General features: G+C 62.1%; 16 protein-coding genes. 4 read left to right on the top strand and 12 right to left on the bottom strand.

The window, feature by feature from the left end:
* Window positions 1-8: 8 nt before the first annotated feature.
* Window positions 9-1,061 (bottom strand): helix-turn-helix domain-containing protein, encoded by a 1,053-nt coding sequence (locus tag D0T21_RS20835; RefSeq protein WP_229211575.1) that lies wholly within the window; start codon window positions 1,059-1,061, stop codon window positions 9-11.
* Window positions 1,062-1,195: 134 nt separating this feature from the next.
* On the opposite strand from D0T21_RS20835, the gene D0T21_RS20830 reads away from it, so the two are divergent.
* On the top strand, window positions 1,196-2,392 hold the full coding sequence (locus D0T21_RS20830) for a tetratricopeptide repeat protein (protein ID WP_116991229.1): 1,197 nt from the start codon (window positions 1,196-1,198) through the stop codon (window positions 2,390-2,392).
* Window positions 2,393-2,395: 3 nt separating this feature from the next.
* Here the strand turns inward: D0T21_RS20830 and D0T21_RS20825 are convergent, their stop codons facing one another.
* From D0T21_RS20825 to D0T21_RS20785, 9 genes are all read right to left on the bottom strand, one after another.
* Window positions 2,396-2,965, bottom strand: a complete 570-nt coding sequence (locus D0T21_RS20825; RefSeq protein ID WP_116991228.1) for a hypoxanthine-guanine phosphoribosyltransferase — start codon at window positions 2,963-2,965, stop codon at window positions 2,396-2,398.
* A 99-nt stretch (window positions 2,966-3,064) separates the two neighbouring features.
* Window positions 3,065-4,321 (bottom strand): phenylacetate--CoA ligase family protein, encoded by a 1,257-nt coding sequence (locus D0T21_RS20820; RefSeq protein WP_116991227.1) that lies wholly within the window; start codon window positions 4,319-4,321, stop codon window positions 3,065-3,067.
* Between the two features lie 6 nt (window positions 4,322-4,327).
* A complete protein-coding gene (locus D0T21_RS20815) occupies window positions 4,328-4,675 on the bottom strand; it encodes an MmcQ/YjbR family DNA-binding protein (RefSeq protein WP_116991226.1) in 348 nt (115 codons plus the stop codon).
* A 20-nt stretch (window positions 4,676-4,695) separates the two neighbouring features.
* Entirely contained in the window at window positions 4,696-5,547 is an 852-nt protein-coding gene (locus tag D0T21_RS20810) for an ABC transporter ATP-binding protein (protein WP_116991225.1), read from the bottom strand.
* A complete protein-coding gene (locus tag D0T21_RS20805; RefSeq protein ID WP_116991224.1) occupies window positions 5,544-6,842 on the bottom strand; it encodes an ABC transporter substrate-binding protein in 1,299 nt (432 codons plus the stop codon). Before D0T21_RS20805 ends, D0T21_RS20810 begins: the two co-directional genes overlap by 4 nt.
* Window positions 6,843-6,877: 35 nt before the next feature.
* A complete protein-coding gene (locus tag D0T21_RS20800) occupies window positions 6,878-7,936 on the bottom strand; it encodes a branched-chain amino acid ABC transporter permease (RefSeq protein WP_116991223.1) in 1,059 nt (352 codons plus the stop codon).
* A gap of 9 nt (window positions 7,937-7,945) precedes the next feature.
* Complete coding sequence (locus tag D0T21_RS20795; RefSeq protein WP_199538513.1) at window positions 7,946-8,842, bottom strand: branched-chain amino acid ABC transporter permease; 897 nt, start codon at window positions 8,840-8,842, stop codon at window positions 7,946-7,948.
* Window positions 8,839-9,672, bottom strand: a complete 834-nt coding sequence (locus tag D0T21_RS20790; RefSeq protein ID WP_116991432.1) for an ABC transporter ATP-binding protein — start codon at window positions 9,670-9,672, stop codon at window positions 8,839-8,841. Before D0T21_RS20790 ends, D0T21_RS20795 begins: the two co-directional genes overlap by 4 nt.
* 14 nt (window positions 9,673-9,686) lie before the next feature.
* Window positions 9,687-11,633, bottom strand: a complete 1,947-nt coding sequence (locus D0T21_RS20785) for a long-chain fatty acid--CoA ligase (RefSeq protein ID WP_373886680.1) — start codon at window positions 11,631-11,633, stop codon at window positions 9,687-9,689.
* 139 nt (window positions 11,634-11,772) lie between these two features.
* Between D0T21_RS20785 and D0T21_RS20780 the strand changes: the two genes are divergently transcribed.
* Window positions 11,773-12,462 carry a Crp/Fnr family transcriptional regulator gene (locus D0T21_RS20780; RefSeq protein ID WP_116991220.1) on the top strand — a complete coding sequence of 230 codons (690 nt, stop codon included), beginning with the start codon at window positions 11,773-11,775 and terminating at the stop codon, window positions 12,460-12,462.
* A 102-nt stretch (window positions 12,463-12,564) separates the two neighbouring features.
* Here the strand turns inward: D0T21_RS20780 and D0T21_RS31795 are convergent, their stop codons facing one another.
* Together D0T21_RS31795 and D0T21_RS20775 are read right to left on the bottom strand one after the other, a co-directional pair.
* A complete protein-coding gene (locus D0T21_RS31795) occupies window positions 12,565-12,852 on the bottom strand; it encodes a hypothetical protein (RefSeq protein WP_147328147.1) in 288 nt (95 codons plus the stop codon).
* Between the two features lie 334 nt (window positions 12,853-13,186).
* Window positions 13,187-13,441, bottom strand: coding sequence for a HigA family addiction module antitoxin (locus D0T21_RS20775; RefSeq protein WP_229211574.1), 255 nt, complete (start codon window positions 13,439-13,441; stop codon window positions 13,187-13,189).
* 204 nt (window positions 13,442-13,645) lie between these two features.
* Here D0T21_RS20775 and D0T21_RS20770 point away from each other — a divergent pair, with 204 nt between their 5' ends.
* Window positions 13,646-15,460, top strand: a complete 1,815-nt coding sequence (locus D0T21_RS20770) for an aminopeptidase P family protein (protein ID WP_116991219.1) — start codon at window positions 13,646-13,648, stop codon at window positions 15,458-15,460.
* The gene (locus tag D0T21_RS20765; protein ID WP_116991218.1) at window positions 15,457-15,714 is read left to right on the top strand and encodes a hypothetical protein; all 258 of its coding nucleotides are present in this window, start codon (window positions 15,457-15,459) and stop codon (window positions 15,712-15,714) included. The genes D0T21_RS20770 and D0T21_RS20765 overlap by 4 nt, the downstream gene beginning before the upstream one ends.

Raw genomic sequence — 15,714 nt, 5'->3', positions numbered from 1 at the left:
GGCACCTGCTACGCGGGCGTTTTGGCCTGGTCGCGGAATTCGCCCGGCGTCATGCCGGTCTGCTTCTTAAATACGCGGTTCATCGCGCTTTTACTGTTAAATCCGGCCAGTATCGCCAGATCGAGGATGCTGGCGCTGGCTTGCGCGGGGTCGTGCAAGGCCTGTTTCAGGGCTTCGACGCGGTGGCGGTTCAGGAAATCGGCGAAATTGACGCCGCAGCTTTCGTTGATCAGCTGGGACAGTTCGTGCGGCGTCATCGCCACCTGCGCGGCCAGGTCTTCCAGCTTCAATTCGCCGTTGCGGTAGGGCTGCTCCTGTTCCATGCAGGCGTTCAGCCGCGCGAGGAAGGCATCGCGGTCGGCTGTGGATAACTGTTTGCTGGCGTAGCGTGGCTTGGGCGGCGGGGGCGGTGGCAGCGCGCGCGGACGATAACCCAGCGGCAGCCGCATCGCCGTGAAGGCGGTCGCGAATACGAACAGCATCAGCGAAATGCCGTCCATCGCGTCGGCGGACACTGGCTGTTCCACGTCCAGCACCGCCATCGCCAGCGCGACGATGCTGAGCGCCGCGCTCACCAGCCACATGCCCATCAACCGCCGCAGGTCGCGTACCAGGTCGGAATCGGCCGGCACGCGGCCCACCAGCCGGTAGGTGGCGCGGATGTAGGTCAGCAGGATGGCCAGCTTGGCCAGCCCCGCCACGGTCAGATACCACGGCCAGCCATGCCATTGATGCATCCACGCCAGCTTCTCATCGGCCGAGCGCAGGTAGAACGGCGTCATCGCCAGCGTGGCAACGGCGAAGGGTATGAAGTGCAGCAGTACGCGACGGCCCAGCTTTTGATCGGACAGCATCGCGTGCAGGTACAGATATTGGAGCGGTCCGACCACCAGCCCCAAGGTGACGATGGCCAGCGCGCTGTGCGGATACTGCTGATACAGGTGGTTGAGCCCCAGCCAGTTGTGGCCGATGATGGCCGCGAACACCAGCAACAGCGCGGACAGCAGCCGGTTGGCGGTGCGCATCTCCGACTGGCGGACGCTGAGCAGCGTCGCCGTCATCAGAAAGGCCTGACCTATCGCCAGGAGAAAGAGCCACGAAAGTATCAAATTGTACATTCCGGCCATGCTGACATTTTCTGGGATGGAAAGCAATTATACTAATTCCAATCTTATCAATTGGTGAACTTCGCTCGATGAAAAAAATTCGCGTTTTGACGATGGTGCTGGCGCTGGCCAGCGTCCATGCCTATGCCTATGCCACCGTACTACCCAACGAAGCGGCCAAGCCGCTGGTGCAGGAAGGATCGGTACTGGCCGCGCAGGGCAAGTATCAGGATGCGCTGAACAAATTTTCTGCAGCGATGAAGGCCGATCCGGCGGCATCGATGCCGCTGTCCCACATCGCCCATGTATTGTTGATGGCGTCGTTGAATGGTAACGGTGACAACGCGGCCAAGCTGCGGCAGCAGTCGGAAGGCGTGGCGCGCCAGGCCTTGGCGCTCGATGCCCAGGACCCGCTGGCACAGGAAGTGCTGCGCTCACTGCTGGACGACAAGGACGCGCCGCTGCACGTGCCGTCGCCCGACGCCTGGAAGCTGACGCAGGAGGGCGAGGTGCTATACCAAGGGCAAAAGCTGGACGAGGCGCGCGCCAAATATGAGCAGGCGGCCAAGCTGGACCCGCAGTATTCCTCGGCGTTGGTGTATATCGGCGATACCTACTACACGCAGAAGAACATGCCGGAAGCGGAAGCGTACTTCCGCAAGGCCGCTGAGCTGGAGCCGCTGAACGGCCAGGCCTGGCGCTTCTATTCCGATGCGTTGGCGCAGCAGGGCAAGCGGGCGGCGGCGGAAACGGCGCTGTTGAGCGGCATCGCCGCGCAGCCCAGCCAGCGCCCCAACTGGGACAAGCTGGCGTCGCTTCGCGCCGCCAATGGCTATCCGCTGACTGCCTTGAAAATGCAGCGCAAGGCGCGCGCCGAGATGGATCCGGCGACCGGCAAGTTCACCATCCATCTTGACGATAAATTCAGTCCGCCGGCCGAGCAAAAAAGCCCCGATGGCGCGGTATGGCTGGCGCTAGCCCTCAAAGAGAGCAATATCCGCAGCAAGAACCGCGAAGACAAGGTGGCCGACAAGCCGTTCGCCATCGAGCTGGCGTCGTGGCAGGGCGCGATGCAGGTGGCCGATGAACTGGCCGCTAACGGCGCCGGCGAAGTCACCGATCCGAACCTGAAGACCATGCGCATGCTGGCCAAGGCCGGCCAGCTGGAAACCGCGCTGATGCTGTTGCAGTACAAGGAATCCTGGCGCCTCGAGTTCGAGGCGTGGAAGCGCGAACACCCGGACGGCATCCGCAAATTTGTCGACGCTTACGGCCTGCGGCCGTAAGGCTTAGTTCTCGGTCTGGATGGCCCACAGGCCTGGCAGGTTGCGCCAGTAGCCGTAGGCGTCCATGCCGAAGCCCACCACGAAGCGGTTGGGAATGGTGATGCCGACGATGTCGGCCTTGCACGGCTTGGCCTTGCCGATCGCCTTGTCGGCGAAGACGGCCAGCACCACTTCGGCGGCGCCCATGTCCAGCAGGCGCTGTTTGACGTGGGCCAGCGTTTCGCCTTCGTCCAGGATATCGTCCAGCACGATGACCACGCGGCCGGCCACGTTCGAACGCGGCACCACTTTCCAGACCACTTGACCGCCCTTGTCGTCGTCGCCGTAGCGGCTGACGTGGATGTAGTCGAATTCGAGCGGGAAGGTCAGTTGCGGCAGCAGGTTGCCCGTGAAGACCACGGCGCCTCCCATCACGCCCAGCACCAGCGGGAAGGAATCGCTGTCCGGTCGGTCGAAACGGGCGTTGAGGGTGTCGGCCATCGCGGTGACGGCTTGGTCGACGTCTGCTTTGGTGAACAGTTCTTCCGCGTTCTCCAGCAGGGCGCGGGCACGGGTGTGGTGGAAGTCTTGCATGATCTTCGTCGGCTTCTAAAAACAGGAGGTAAGTTCGCTATTATCCGCCATATCCCACCTCGCCGCATGCCGTTGGTTTTCCACCACAATAGGCGCAGCCTATGTGTAGTCGCGCACGTCGTCGATCACCTTGCCGTCGTTGGGCAGGCTGCCGATGGTGGCAAACCGCACCTCGCCCCGCAATTTGGTCAGGTCGCGTATCGATTCGGTGATGGCGACGGCGCTGGAGGCGCTGGACGGATCGGCCACTTCGCAGTGCAGCGTCATCACGTCCTGCGCCATATGGCCGGACACCACCAGCCGCGCCTTGACGATTTCCGGGTGACGGCGGGTGACGTCGTGCACCTGCGACGGATGCACGAACATCGCGCGTACCTTGGTGGTCTGGTCGGCGCGGCCCATCCAGCCCTTGATGCGGGTGTTGGTGCGGCCGCAGGGCGAGGGCGGTACGTTGGTCAGGATTGCCGACAAGTCGCCGGTGGCGAAGCGGATCAGCGGGTAGTCCGGATTGAAGAGGGTGACGACCACCTCGCCGATTTCGCCGTCGGGCACGGGATCGCCGCTGCCGGGGCGGACGATTTCCAGTATCAGGTCCTCGTCCAGCACCATGCCCGGATCGCGCACGCCGCCGCTCTGGGTTTCATAGGCGATGCTGCCGATATCGGCCGACGCATAGCATTGCAGCACGTGCGGCACGCCGCGCTCGATGAACCAGCTTCGCAGCGATTCCGGCAGCGCCTCGGCGGACATCAAGGCCTGCTGGATGCTGCTGACGTCCGCGCCCAGTTCCTGCGCTTTTTCGATGATGATCTTCAGGAAGGACGGCGTGCCGATGTAGGTATCGGGCCGCAAGTGGCCGATGGCCTGCACCTGCATCTCGGTCTGGCCGGCGCCGGCCGGTATCACGGCGCAGCCTATGCGCGCGGCGCCGCCTTCGACCATGAACGCCGCCGGCGTAAAGTGATACGAGAAGCAGTTCTGCAGCAGGCCGCCGGGACGCACGCCGGCCGCATACATCGGCCGGGCGAAACGCCACCAGTCCTGGCCGCGTCCTTCGGGATCGAAAATCGGGCCGGGCGACATGAACACGCGCGACAACTGGCCGACCGGCGTGGTATTGAGTCCGCCGAACGGCGCCTGCTGCTTCTGCAAGCCGTGCAACTCGGACTTGCGCGTCACCGGCAGCGTCGCCAGCGCGGCGCGGCTGTTGATGTCGGCGGCGTTGACGTCGTGCAGGATGCGCGACCAGCCGGCGGCGGCCTTGGCGCGCGCCACCAGCTGCGGCAGGCGTGACATCAGCTCGCGTTCGCGTTGTTCTGGCGAGCGCGTTTCGAGACTGTCGTAGGTATCGGCCATGATTGTTTATCCTTGTATCTCGCGTTGCAGCTTCTTGGTCAGTTTGCCGAACACCAGTTCATAAGAGCGCGTCAGCAGTTCTTTGGCTTCGGCGTCGCTGAGGGTTTTTAAATCCTCGACATATATCCACTTCGCCCGCGCCAGGTAGGGCGCGGGAATGATGCCGGGGCGGTCGGTCAGTTCCAGGAAGCGGTCGTCGTCCACCTTGAAGCTGATGCCCTTGGCCTTGTCATCGAGCTCGGTGACGGCGAACATTTTCGTCCCGACGGAGAACACGAGATCCGCGCCCCACTTGGTATCCTCGGTCGCGCCGGGGAAGGTGCGGCACAGGGCCTTGGCCTGCTTGATATTCATGCGGTGTGATCCTCTGTTCTTCAGGCCAGCCAGCGTTTGCGGCGGCGGTAAAATTTCATGTCGCGGAAGCTCTTGCGGCCGGCGCCGGAAACGCCGAGGTAGAACTCCTTGACGTCTTCATTGCTGGCCAGCTCGGAGGCCGCGCCTTCCATCACCACGCGGCCGTTCTCCAGGATGTAGCCGAAGTCCGCGTAGCGCAGCGCGATGCTGGTGTTCTGCTCGGCCAGCAGGAAGGAGACGTTTTCCTTGCTGTTCAAGTCCTTCACGATGCCGAAGATCTCGTCGACGATCTGCGGCGCGATGCCCATCGACGGCTCGTCCAGCAGGATCATCGACGGCTTGGCCATCAGCGCGCGGCCAATGGCGCACATCTGCTGCTCGCCGCCGGAGGTGTAGCCGGCCTGGCTGCCGCGGCGTTCGCGCAATCGCGGGAAGTAGTGGTAGACCTTTTCCAGCGATTCCTTCAGCTCCGCCCGCGATGCGCTACGGGTGTAGGCGCCGGTGAGCAGGTTCTCTTCGATGGTCAGGTGGCCGAAGCAGTGACGGCCCTCCATCACCTGCGACAGGCCGCGCCGCACCAGTTCATTGGGCGTGAGCTGGTCGATGCGCTCGCCCTTGAACTGGACTTCGCCCTTGGTGACGTCGCCCCGTTCGCCGCGCAGCAGCGTGGAGATGGTTTTCAGCGTGGTGGACTTGCCGGCGCCGTTGGCGCCCAGCAGGGCCACGATCTTCCCCTGCGGGACTTGCAGGGACACGCCCTTGAGCACCAGGATCACGTGGTCGTAGATTACTTCCACGTTATTCACGGACAGGTAGGGCGCTGCCGCCGGAGCGGTGGGGTTGCTGGTACCGGTGCTGGTGGCTGTCATCATTTTGCGCAGGCCGGGGTGATTTTTTTCTCGGTCGCGTAGGCTGCGGAGCTTTCTTCCAGCAGCTTGCGGGTCAGGGCCTTGTCGCCGACGATCCAGTTCGGCGTGATGGCGTTCCACTTCTTGCCGTCCCATTGCTGGACCTTGACCGCGCCCGAGCCTTCATGGTCGTCGCAGCTGGTCTTCACCACCGGCAGCATGCCGAAGGCGCCGATGGCTTTCTGGCGCGCTTCGTCGACGTTCAGGTGCTCCAGGCCCCAGCGCATTTGTTCGCCGGTGACCGGTTTGCCTTTGCCGAATTTGTCCTGCGCGGTGCGCATCGCTTCCACCCACAGGATGGCCGCGCTGACGCCGCGCATGTGGTACACGGAGCCGATGCGGCTGCGGTCGGCCAGGTTGCCCTTGCCGGCGTCGTAGAGTTTTTTGTGGATCTCATCCATCACCGGGTAGTTGCCCGGCGTGTTGAAGGTCATCGCGCTGTAGCCTTTGGCGGCGTCGCCGGCCGGCACGGTGTCTTCTTCGGAGCCGGCCCACCACACGCCCAGCAGCTTCTCGCGCGGGATGCCGTTGCGCTGCGCGGTCTTGATGGCGACCGCGTTCATCGAGCCCCAGCCCCACAGGATCACATGGTCAGGATTGGCCTGGCGGATCTGCAGCCATTGCGATTGCTGCTCGGTACCCGGCGGCGTGACGGGGATCTTGACCAGGTCAAAGCCGTACTGCTTGGACAAGGCCTCCAGCACCGGCAAGGGTTCCTTGCCGAACGCCGAGTCGTGGTACAGATAAGCGATCTTCTTGCCTTTCAATTTGTCCATGCCGCCGTTTTTATCGCCGAGGTATTTGATCATCGCGGCGGCCTGGTTCCAGTAGCTGGTAATCAGCGGGAACACATAGGGGAAGACCTTGCCGTTGGCGGCGTCCGAGCGGCCGTAGCCGATCATCGTCATCGGAATTTTATCGGTCGGCAGGCGATCGAGTACGCCGTAGGCGACGCCGGTGGACAATGGTTCAACCAAAGTGGCGCCGCCGTTCTTGGTCTTCAGGCGCTCGTAGCATTCGACGCCGCGCGAAGGGTTGTATTCGGTTTCGCACTCTTCCCACGAGATCTTCACGCCGTTGACGCCGCCCGCCAGGTTGACCAGGTTGAAGTAATCGATAATGCCGCCGTAAAAGCCGGAGCCGCCCGCCGCGTAAGGGCCGACGCGGTACGAGGGCAGGGCGACGTATTGGTCCTGCGCCCACGCTGTAACGGATGCCGCCAGTGTGAGTCCAACTACCAGGGATGCGATGCGCTTCATTTGTCTTCTCCTCCAGGTTATTGTTTTTTATGCGCTCAGTGCGGGAATGGCCACAGACGCAGTTTCTCTTTACCGATTTGCCATAGACGCGCCAGACCGTGCGGTTCCACGATCAGGAAAAATATGATCAGGGCGCCGAACACCATCAGCTCCAGGTTGGACGCCACGCTGGTCGGCAGCGCCAGGCTGTGCGCGAAAATATTCAGGAACACCGGCAGCAGCACGATGAACGCTGCGCCGAGGAAGGAGCCGAGCACCGAACCGACGCCGCCGATGATCACCATGAACAGGATGCGGAACGACAGGTCGAGGTTGTAGGCTTCCGGCTCCACCGTGCCCAGGTAGGCGTAGGCGTACAGCGCGCCGGCCACGCCGCAGTAGAAGGAGCTGACGGCGAAGGCCAGCAGCTTGGTGCGCATCAGGCGGAAGCCGATCACCTCGGCCGCCACGTCCATGTCGCGCACCGCCATCCACGAGCGGCCGACGTTGGAGCGGATCATGTTCTTGGCCAGCAGCGCCATCACGGCCACCACGCCCAGCACCAGCAGGTACTTGCGGCTGGGCGTATCGAACTGGTAGCCGAGGATGGCGATCTTCTGCGCGGTGATCACGCCGGAGCTGCTGTAGTTGGTCAGGTAGGGGATCTTGGTCAGGCACCACACCACGAAGAACTGCGTGGCCAGCGTGGAGGCGGCCAGGTAGAAGCCGCGTATCCGCAGCGACGGCAAGCCGAAGGCGATGCCGACCATTGCCGCGCTCAAGCCGCCCAGCACAAAGGCCAGCAGCACCGGCAGGCCGGGCAAGCGCGCCAGGAAGTTGTACGAAGCGAAGGCGCCGACCGCCATGAAGGCCGCCGTGCCCAGCGACAGCTGGCCCGCGTAGCCGGTCAGGATGTTCAGTCCCAGCGCGGCCAGCGAGAAAATCAGGAAGGGAATCAGGATCGCCGACAAGGCGTACGGCGATGCGAACAGCGGCACCACCACGATCGCCACGGCCAGCAACGCAAACAGCGCGATGCGGTCCTGCAGGATGGGGAAGATCTGGCTGTCGGCCTGATAGCTGGTTTTAAATTGTCCTGCTTCGCGGTAGAGCATTCTGGCCTCTCAGATTCTGCGGATGATTTTTTCGCCGAACAGGCCTTCCGGCCGCACCAGCAGGAACAACAGCGCCAGCACATACGGGAACCAGCCTTCGATGCCGCCGCCGACCAGCGGGCCGATATACACCTCGGCCATTTTTTCGGAGGCGCCGATAATCAGGCCGCCGACGATCGCGCCCGGCATCGACGTGAAGCCGCCGAGTATCAGCACCGGCAACGCCTTCAGCGCCACGAAGGTCAGCGCGAACTGCACGCCGTTGCGGGCGCCCCACAGCAGGCCGGCCACCAGCGCGACCAGCCCGGCCACCGCCCACAGCACCGCCCAGATGCGTTGCAGCGGGATGCCGACGGCCAGCGCGGCCTGGTGATCGTCCGCCACCGCGCGCAATGCGCGGCCCACCTTGGTCTTGGAGAACAGCAGTGCCAGCGCGGTCACCAGCAGGCCGCAGACGGCGGCCGCCATGATGTCGAACTGCGAGACCAGGATGTTAAATTTGTTCATCAGGTACTCGGACGGCACGTCCTCGATCGGCAGCTCCAGCTTGTGCACCTGCGAGCCCCACATCAGCTGCGCCAGGCCTTCGATGAAGAACGCCAGGCCGATGGTGGCCATGAACAGCGTGATCTCCGGCTGGTTCACCAGCGGCCGCAGCACCACGCGCTCGATGGCGATGCCGAGCAGGATCATGACCACGATGGTCAGCGGGATCGCTACCCACAGCGACACGCCGAAGTTGTCGACGATGCCGACGCAGGTCAGCGCGGCGAAGAACACCATCGCGCCCTGGGCGAAGTTGAATACGCCGGAAGCCTTGTAGATCAGCACAAAGCCGATCGCCACCAGCGCGTACATCACGCCCGACAGCAGGCCGCCGATCAGCACTTCAAAGAAAAAGTTCATTCGCAGGCCTTTCCTAAATACGCGTTGATCACGTCCTGGTTGCAGCGGATGTCGTCGGGCGTGCCGTCGCCGATTTTCTTGCCGTAGTCGAGCACCACCACGCGGTCCGAGATGTCCATCACCACGCCCATGTCATGCTCGATCAGCACGATGGTGGTGCCGAATTGGTCGTTGACGTCGAGGATGAAACGGCACATGTCCTGTTTCTCTTCGACGTTCATGCCGGCCATAGGTTCATCGAGCAGCAGGATTTCCGGTTCGGCGGCCAGAGCCCGACCCAGTTCCACGCGCTTTTGCAGGCCGTAGGGCAGGCGGCCCACGGGGGTCTTGCGGATCGCCTGGATCTCCAGGAAGTCGATGATCTCCTCCGCCTTGACGCGGTGGGCGATTTCCTCGCGCCGCGCCGGACCCCAGTACAGGGCCTGCATCAGGAAGTTGGACTTCATCTTCAGGTTACGGCCGGTCATGATGTTGTCGAGGACCGTCATGCCCTTGAACAGCGCGATATTCTGGAAGGTGCGGGCGATGCCGGATTTGGCGGCCGCGTGGCAGTCCATGTTCTTGCGGTGTTCGCCGCGGTAGATGATCTCCCCCTGCTGCGGGCGGTACACGCCGTTGATCACGTTGAGCATCGAGCTTTTGCCGGCGCCATTGGGACCGATGATGGCGCGGATCTCGTGCTGCTTCACGTCGAAGGAGATGTCGGTCAGCGCCTTCACGCCGCCGAACGATAGCGAGATGTTTTTCAGGTCGAGGATCACCGGGCCGATTTTCCGGCGGCCGGGATCTGCGTCCGCCCCGAAGTGGGTGTCTGGTTCGTTCATTTGCATGGTGGCCTCCTCGATCATGCCGCTGCTTTGATGGCAGGGAAGGTCTTGCTGGACTCGATCTTCAGGTCCGCCGCCACCAGCCCGCTGCGACCATCCTCGAACTTGACCTGCGTTTCGATGTACTGCGACTGCTTGCCGCTGTAGAGCGCCTCGATCAGCACCGCGTACTTCTCGGCGATGAACTTGCGGCGCACCTTGCGGGTGCGGGTCAGCTCATCGTCGTCGGGATCGAGCTCCTTGTGCAGCACCAGGTAGCGGTGGATCTGCGTGTCGCTCATCATCGGTTCGGCCGCCAGGTCGGCGTTGACCTGCTCGATGCAGTCGCGCACCAGGCCATATACCTGCGGATGCGCGGCCAGGTCGGTGTAGCCGGAATAGGCGATGCTGCGGCGTTCGGCCCAGTTGCCCACGGCTTCCATGTCGATATTGATGAAGGCGCAGACCTCGTCGCGTTTGTCGCCGAACACCACCGCCTCTTTGATGAAGGGGAAGAACTTGAGTTTGTTCTCCACATAATTGGGCGCGAAGATGGCGCCGCCGTTCATCTTGCCGACGTCCGCCGCGCGGTCGATGATCTTCAGGTGGCCTTCGTGGTCGAACAGGCCGGCGTCGCCGGTGTGGAAGTAGCCTTCGGCGTCGATCGCTTCGTTGGTGGCGTCGGGGCGCTTGTAGTAGCAATCCATCAATGTTGGTGACCTGACTAGGACCTCGCCGTTATCGGCCAGCTTGACTTCGACACCGGGCGCCGGCAGGCCGACGCTGTCGAACTTGATCTGGCCGTCCGGCTGCAGACATATATAAGCGCAGGTTTCGGTGGAGCCGTAGAACTGCTTCAGGTTGACGCCGATGGAGCGGTAGAAGCGGAACAGGTCGGGGCCGATCGCGGCGCCGGCGGTGTAGGCGACCCGCACGCGTGACAGTCCGAGCACGTTTTTCAGCGGGCCGTAGACCAGCACCTTGCCGACCGCGTAGGCCAGGCGGTCGGACAGCGGCACCGGCTTGCCGTCCAGGATGGCGGCGCCGCTGCGGCGCGCCACAGCCATGAAGTGATGGAACATGCGGCGCTTGATGGCGCCGGCGTCCTCCATCCGTATCATCACGGTGGTGAGCATGTTCTCGAACACGCGCGGCGGGGCGAAGTAATAAGTAGGGCCGATTTCGCGCATGTCGGTCATGACGGTGTCGCCGGATTCGGGGCAGTTGACGGTGAAGCCGGCCGTCATCGCCTGCGCGAACGAGAACAGGCAGTCGCCCACCCAGGCCATCGGCAGGTAGGACAGGATGTCTTCCTCGTCGGTGAGGTTCTCGAAACCGACGCCGCCGGTGCCGGCCGCGATCAGCGCGCTGTGGGTCTGGCACACGCCTTTGGGCTTGCCGGTGGTGCCGGAGGTGTACAGGATGATGGCGTTGTCGCTGCCCTTGCCGGCTTGGACGGCGGCGTCGAACATGCCGGGATTGGCCTTGTCCCAGTCGCGGCCCAGCTCTTGCAGGCGGGCGAAGGACAGCAGGCCTTGCTGGCGGTAGTGGCGCATGCCGCGCTCGTCGTCATAGGCGACGTGGGCGATATGCGGGTACAGACTTTGCAATTCCGTCAACTTGTCGACCTGTTCCTGGTCTTCGACGATGGCGTAGCGGATTTCGGCGTTTTCCAGCACGTAGGCCATGTCGGCGGCGGGGGCGTCCTGGTACAGCGGCACCGGCACGCCGCCCAGGCATTGCGCGGCCAGCATCGACCAGTAGAGGCGGGGGCGGTTGTCGCCGATGATGGCCAGGTTCATGCCGCGCTGGAAGCCGATGGCGGCCAGGCCGCAGGCCAGCGCGCGCACTTCGTCGTTGACCTGGGCCCAGGTCCAGCTTTGCCAGATGCCCAGGTATTTTTCCCGGAATGCGGGTTTCCCCGGCCGGAGCTGACCGTGGGTCAGCAGCCAACGCGGGAACGTCTCGTTCTGTGTATGCACCAGTGTCTCCTGTTGCTGTTTGCTCGTACTTGTTAAACTTCTGATACGGCAGCCTTTTTATGTGATGATATTAGCCTGCCGCCGAGAGTCAGGTTGTCTTTTCGGCGACATTTGACCGAACTTTCCATATTGCGTTGCAATAATGCCTAATCGACATCAAATTACTCTCAAGGAATCATTGCGCACGGCGATCTGGGCCCAGGGTCTGACGCCGGAACAAATGGCGCGCGTGGAGGCTGAGACCTTTGAAACTTTTGTTCCGAAGGGCGGTTATGTTTGCCGCAAGGGGGAAATGGTCGAGCATTGGCTGGGGATTATGGAGGGCATGGTCAAGATGACTAATTTCTCGGCTGCCGGTAAAAGCGTGTCATTTACCGGCGTACCGCCCGGTGGCTGGTTTGGCGAGGGTTCGATATTAAAGCGGGAAATACTGAAATACGATGCGATGACATTGCGCGATAGCCGTATCGCCCGCATGCCGATGTCCACTTTTCACTGGTTGCTGGATACCAGTTTGCCATTCACGCGGTTTTTATTGATGCAGCTGAATGAGCGGCTGGGGCAGTTTATCGGCATGGTGGAAAATGACCGCTTATTAAATCCCGATACCCGCGTGGCGCGCTGTCTGGTTTCCATGTTCAATTCCCATCTTTATCCGGGACTGGAGAAACTGGTGCAGATATCGCAGGAGGAGTTGGGCCTGCTATCCGGCGCTTCGCGCCAGCGCGCCAATCAGGCATTGCAGCTGCTTGAGAAACAAGGCTTATTAAGTCTTGATTATGGCGGCATCCGCATACTTGATCTCGAAGGCCTGCGCCGCTACGAGGCCTGAGCACCACTTCCCCTAGCTATGAATCGCCGATCAGGGAAGTTTTACCCTTAAATCATGCTAGTTTTTGGCGTGTTTGCGCCAGATTCCAGCTTTTGTCGGTCGTCAGGCGACGGTTGGCACCGTTCTGCCTTCGACACGGATGGCGCCGTCGTTAATCACCGCGGCGCGATCGCTGGCCACGAACGTCACGACATTGGGAACTTCATGGGGTTTAGCCAGACGGTAAATAAGCGATGATGGTCTATTCTCGGACTTAGACTTGTGATCAGTTTCGGGATAAGAAAATTCCGGATTGACGGAAGAGATTAAGTCCTTCAAGCTTTCCGTTTCAATCTGGTGTGGTAGCTTGATTCCGCCAAACCGTGCTCCGCAGCCACGGTCGGATAACATTTATTTCCAACGGGATGGCACCAATGTCAACGGATGCATTCTCTTCGAACCACATGCGTTGCCAATCTTCGTCCCACGTTGAAAGTAATTACTCAATGCGCAAGTATCCGTGTTATTCACAAGGAGGTTGATCACTGAGTATTTTGAGATTACTTGGTATTCTCAGTGTCCGTTACCGATAATGCCAGGGAACCGAACTGTTGATTAAGTGCTGCCAAGGCGTGATTTACTCCGGCTTAGTTGCAGCCATAGATAATGTTGCTTCATTAATTGATCGGCGACGTGGCAGGGTAGTTCGAACTGTTATTCGACTTTCTGGTCGAAAAGTTAACCGCTATGCTGCGTTGCGCTGTTTTTCTAGCCAGCGATCATGCATTTCCTGCATGGCAAGCCAACTTTCCGGTGAGCTTCCCAGAGCAGATGCCAGGCGCTGTGCCATTGAGGCCGTCACTCTTCCACGGCCGCTTAAAATGCGGTTTAAGGTTGACGGCGCGACACCTAATTTGGCGGCGCAACGGCGGCCGCTGATTTTCTGCGGACGCAAATACACTTCCAGGATGAATTCGCCAGGATGAAGAGGATTGTGCATATCAATCAATCTTTGTGCTGGAACGAGACGATCATGATCACTATAGCTTTCGACGCATTGCGGAACAAGCTGAGCGATTAAAGCATTTTGCCTTGGCGCCCATCTGATGGCAGATCAATGTTCAAGGCCTGTGCCCCAGGCAATCGCGGTATCATAGCGACAAGCTATGCCGCATCGGCGGCGCACCGGAAATCGACTCATCCCATGCATATTCCAGAAACTTCCCACGTTGCCGAGCGCCTGGCGCTGTTGCGCGCGGCGATGCGCCAACAGCAGATCGACGCGCTGATCGTGCCGTCCGCCGATCCCCATTTGTCCGAATACCTGCCGGCCCGCTGGCAGGGCCGCGAGTGGCTGTCCGGATTCACCGGCTCGGTCGGCACCTTCATCATCACGCCGGAATTTGCCGGCATCTGGACCGACGCCCGCTATTGGACCCAGGCCGAGCAGCAACTGGCCAGCACCGGTATTGCGCTAATGAAACTGACCTCCGGCGCCAGCGTGCAATATGTCGACTGGCTGGCCGCGACCCTGACGCCCGGCCAGACGGCTGCGGTCGACGGCGCGGTGCTTGGCCTGTCCATCGCCCGGCTGCTGGAAACCGCGTTGCAAGCGAAAAACATCACATTGCGCACCGATCTCGATCTGCTGGATCAGGTCTGGAGCGGCCGCCCGGCGTTGCCGGCCACGCCGGTGTACGAGCATCTGCCGCCATTCGCATCCCAGACCCGCGCCGAAAAACTTGCCAATTTGCGCACAACGATGCAGCAACTGGGCGCGCAACGCCACCTGATCTCGACGCTGGACGATATCGCCTACCTGTTCAACCTGCGCGGCGCCGACGTCAATTACAACCCGATTTTCCTGTCCCACGCGCTGATCGGCCCGACCCGGGCCACGCTGTTCGTCGCCGACGGCAAGATATCGCCGGCGTTGCACCTCACACTGGCGGAGGACGGCGTCGACGTTGCGCCATATGAAACGGCCGCCGTCGCGTTGGCCACGCTGCCGGCCGACAGCACCTTGCTGATCGATCCGCGCCGCCTCACCTACGGCACGCGCCAGTGGATACCGGCCACGGTCCAGGTGATCGAGGCGATTAACCCGACCACCTTCGCCAAATCGAAGAAAAGCGAGGCCGATGCGGCGCACGTGCGCGCCACGATGGAGCAGGACGGCGCCGCCCTGTGCGAATTCTTCACCTGGCTGGAGCAGACGCTGGCCGATCCGCAACGCCCGCCGCTGACCGAACTGGCCATCGACCGTGAAATCACGGCCGCGCGCGCGCGCCGTCCGGGCTTCGTCAGCCCCAGCTTCTCCACCATCGCCGGCTTCCGCTCCAACGGCGCGATCATGCATTACCGCGCCACCGAAGCCCAGCACTCCGTCATCGAAGGCGACGGCCTGCTGCTGATCGACTCCGGCGGCCAGTATGTGGGCGGCACCACCGACATCACCCGCGTGGTGGGCGTCGGCGCCATCACGGGCGAACACAGACGCGATTTCACGCTGGTGCTCAAGGGCGTGATCGCCCTGTCTTCGGCGCGCTTCCCGCGCGGGACCAGATCGCCGATGCTCGACGCCATCGCCCGCGCGCCGCTGTGGGCCGAAGGCATGGACTTTGGCCACGGCACCGGCCACGGCGTCGGCTACTTCCTCAACGTGCACGAAGGCCCGCAGTCGATTTCGCAATCGGCGATGCCGGAGCCGCACACCGCCATGGAACCAGGCATGATTACATCGATAGAACCGGGCTTGTACCGCCCCGGCAAGTGGGGCATCCGGATTGAAAACCTGGTGCTGAATCGTCCCGCAGGCCAGACCGAGTTCGGCGAGTTCCTCGATTTCGAGACGCTGACCCTGTGCCCGATCGACACGCGCTGCATCGAGCCCTCGCTGCTGCGCGACGACGAGAAACGTTGGCTGAACGACTATCACGCCACGGTGCGCCAGCGTTTGCGTCCGCTGCTGTCGGGCGCCGCGCTGGCCTGGCTGGAAACCCGCACGGAGGCGCTATGAGCGGCCGCGCAACCCGGGCCACGACGGCCGTCGACCGTCTCAAGGTTCGTAGTGGAAATGCCAAGTATTCGATGTCGCGCACCGGCAGCGGCCATTTCTTCCTGACCGAAGGCCCCGGCCAGCCGCCGCTGTGTGCGCCGCTGGAGCTCGACGATTTCGTTGCCTTCGTCAACGGCATTTCGCCGGGGCCGCCGCGGCGCGTGAGCAAGCTTGATGTCGCATTCGAAAAACAGCTCGTTAAAAAAACACCATAG

The organism is Duganella sp. BJB476 (assembly GCF_003416895.1).
In the GTDB taxonomy this organism is placed as follows: Bacteria; Pseudomonadota; Gammaproteobacteria; order Burkholderiales; family Burkholderiaceae_D; genus Rugamonas.
This window is presented reverse-complemented; position numbering and strand designations above follow the sequence as displayed.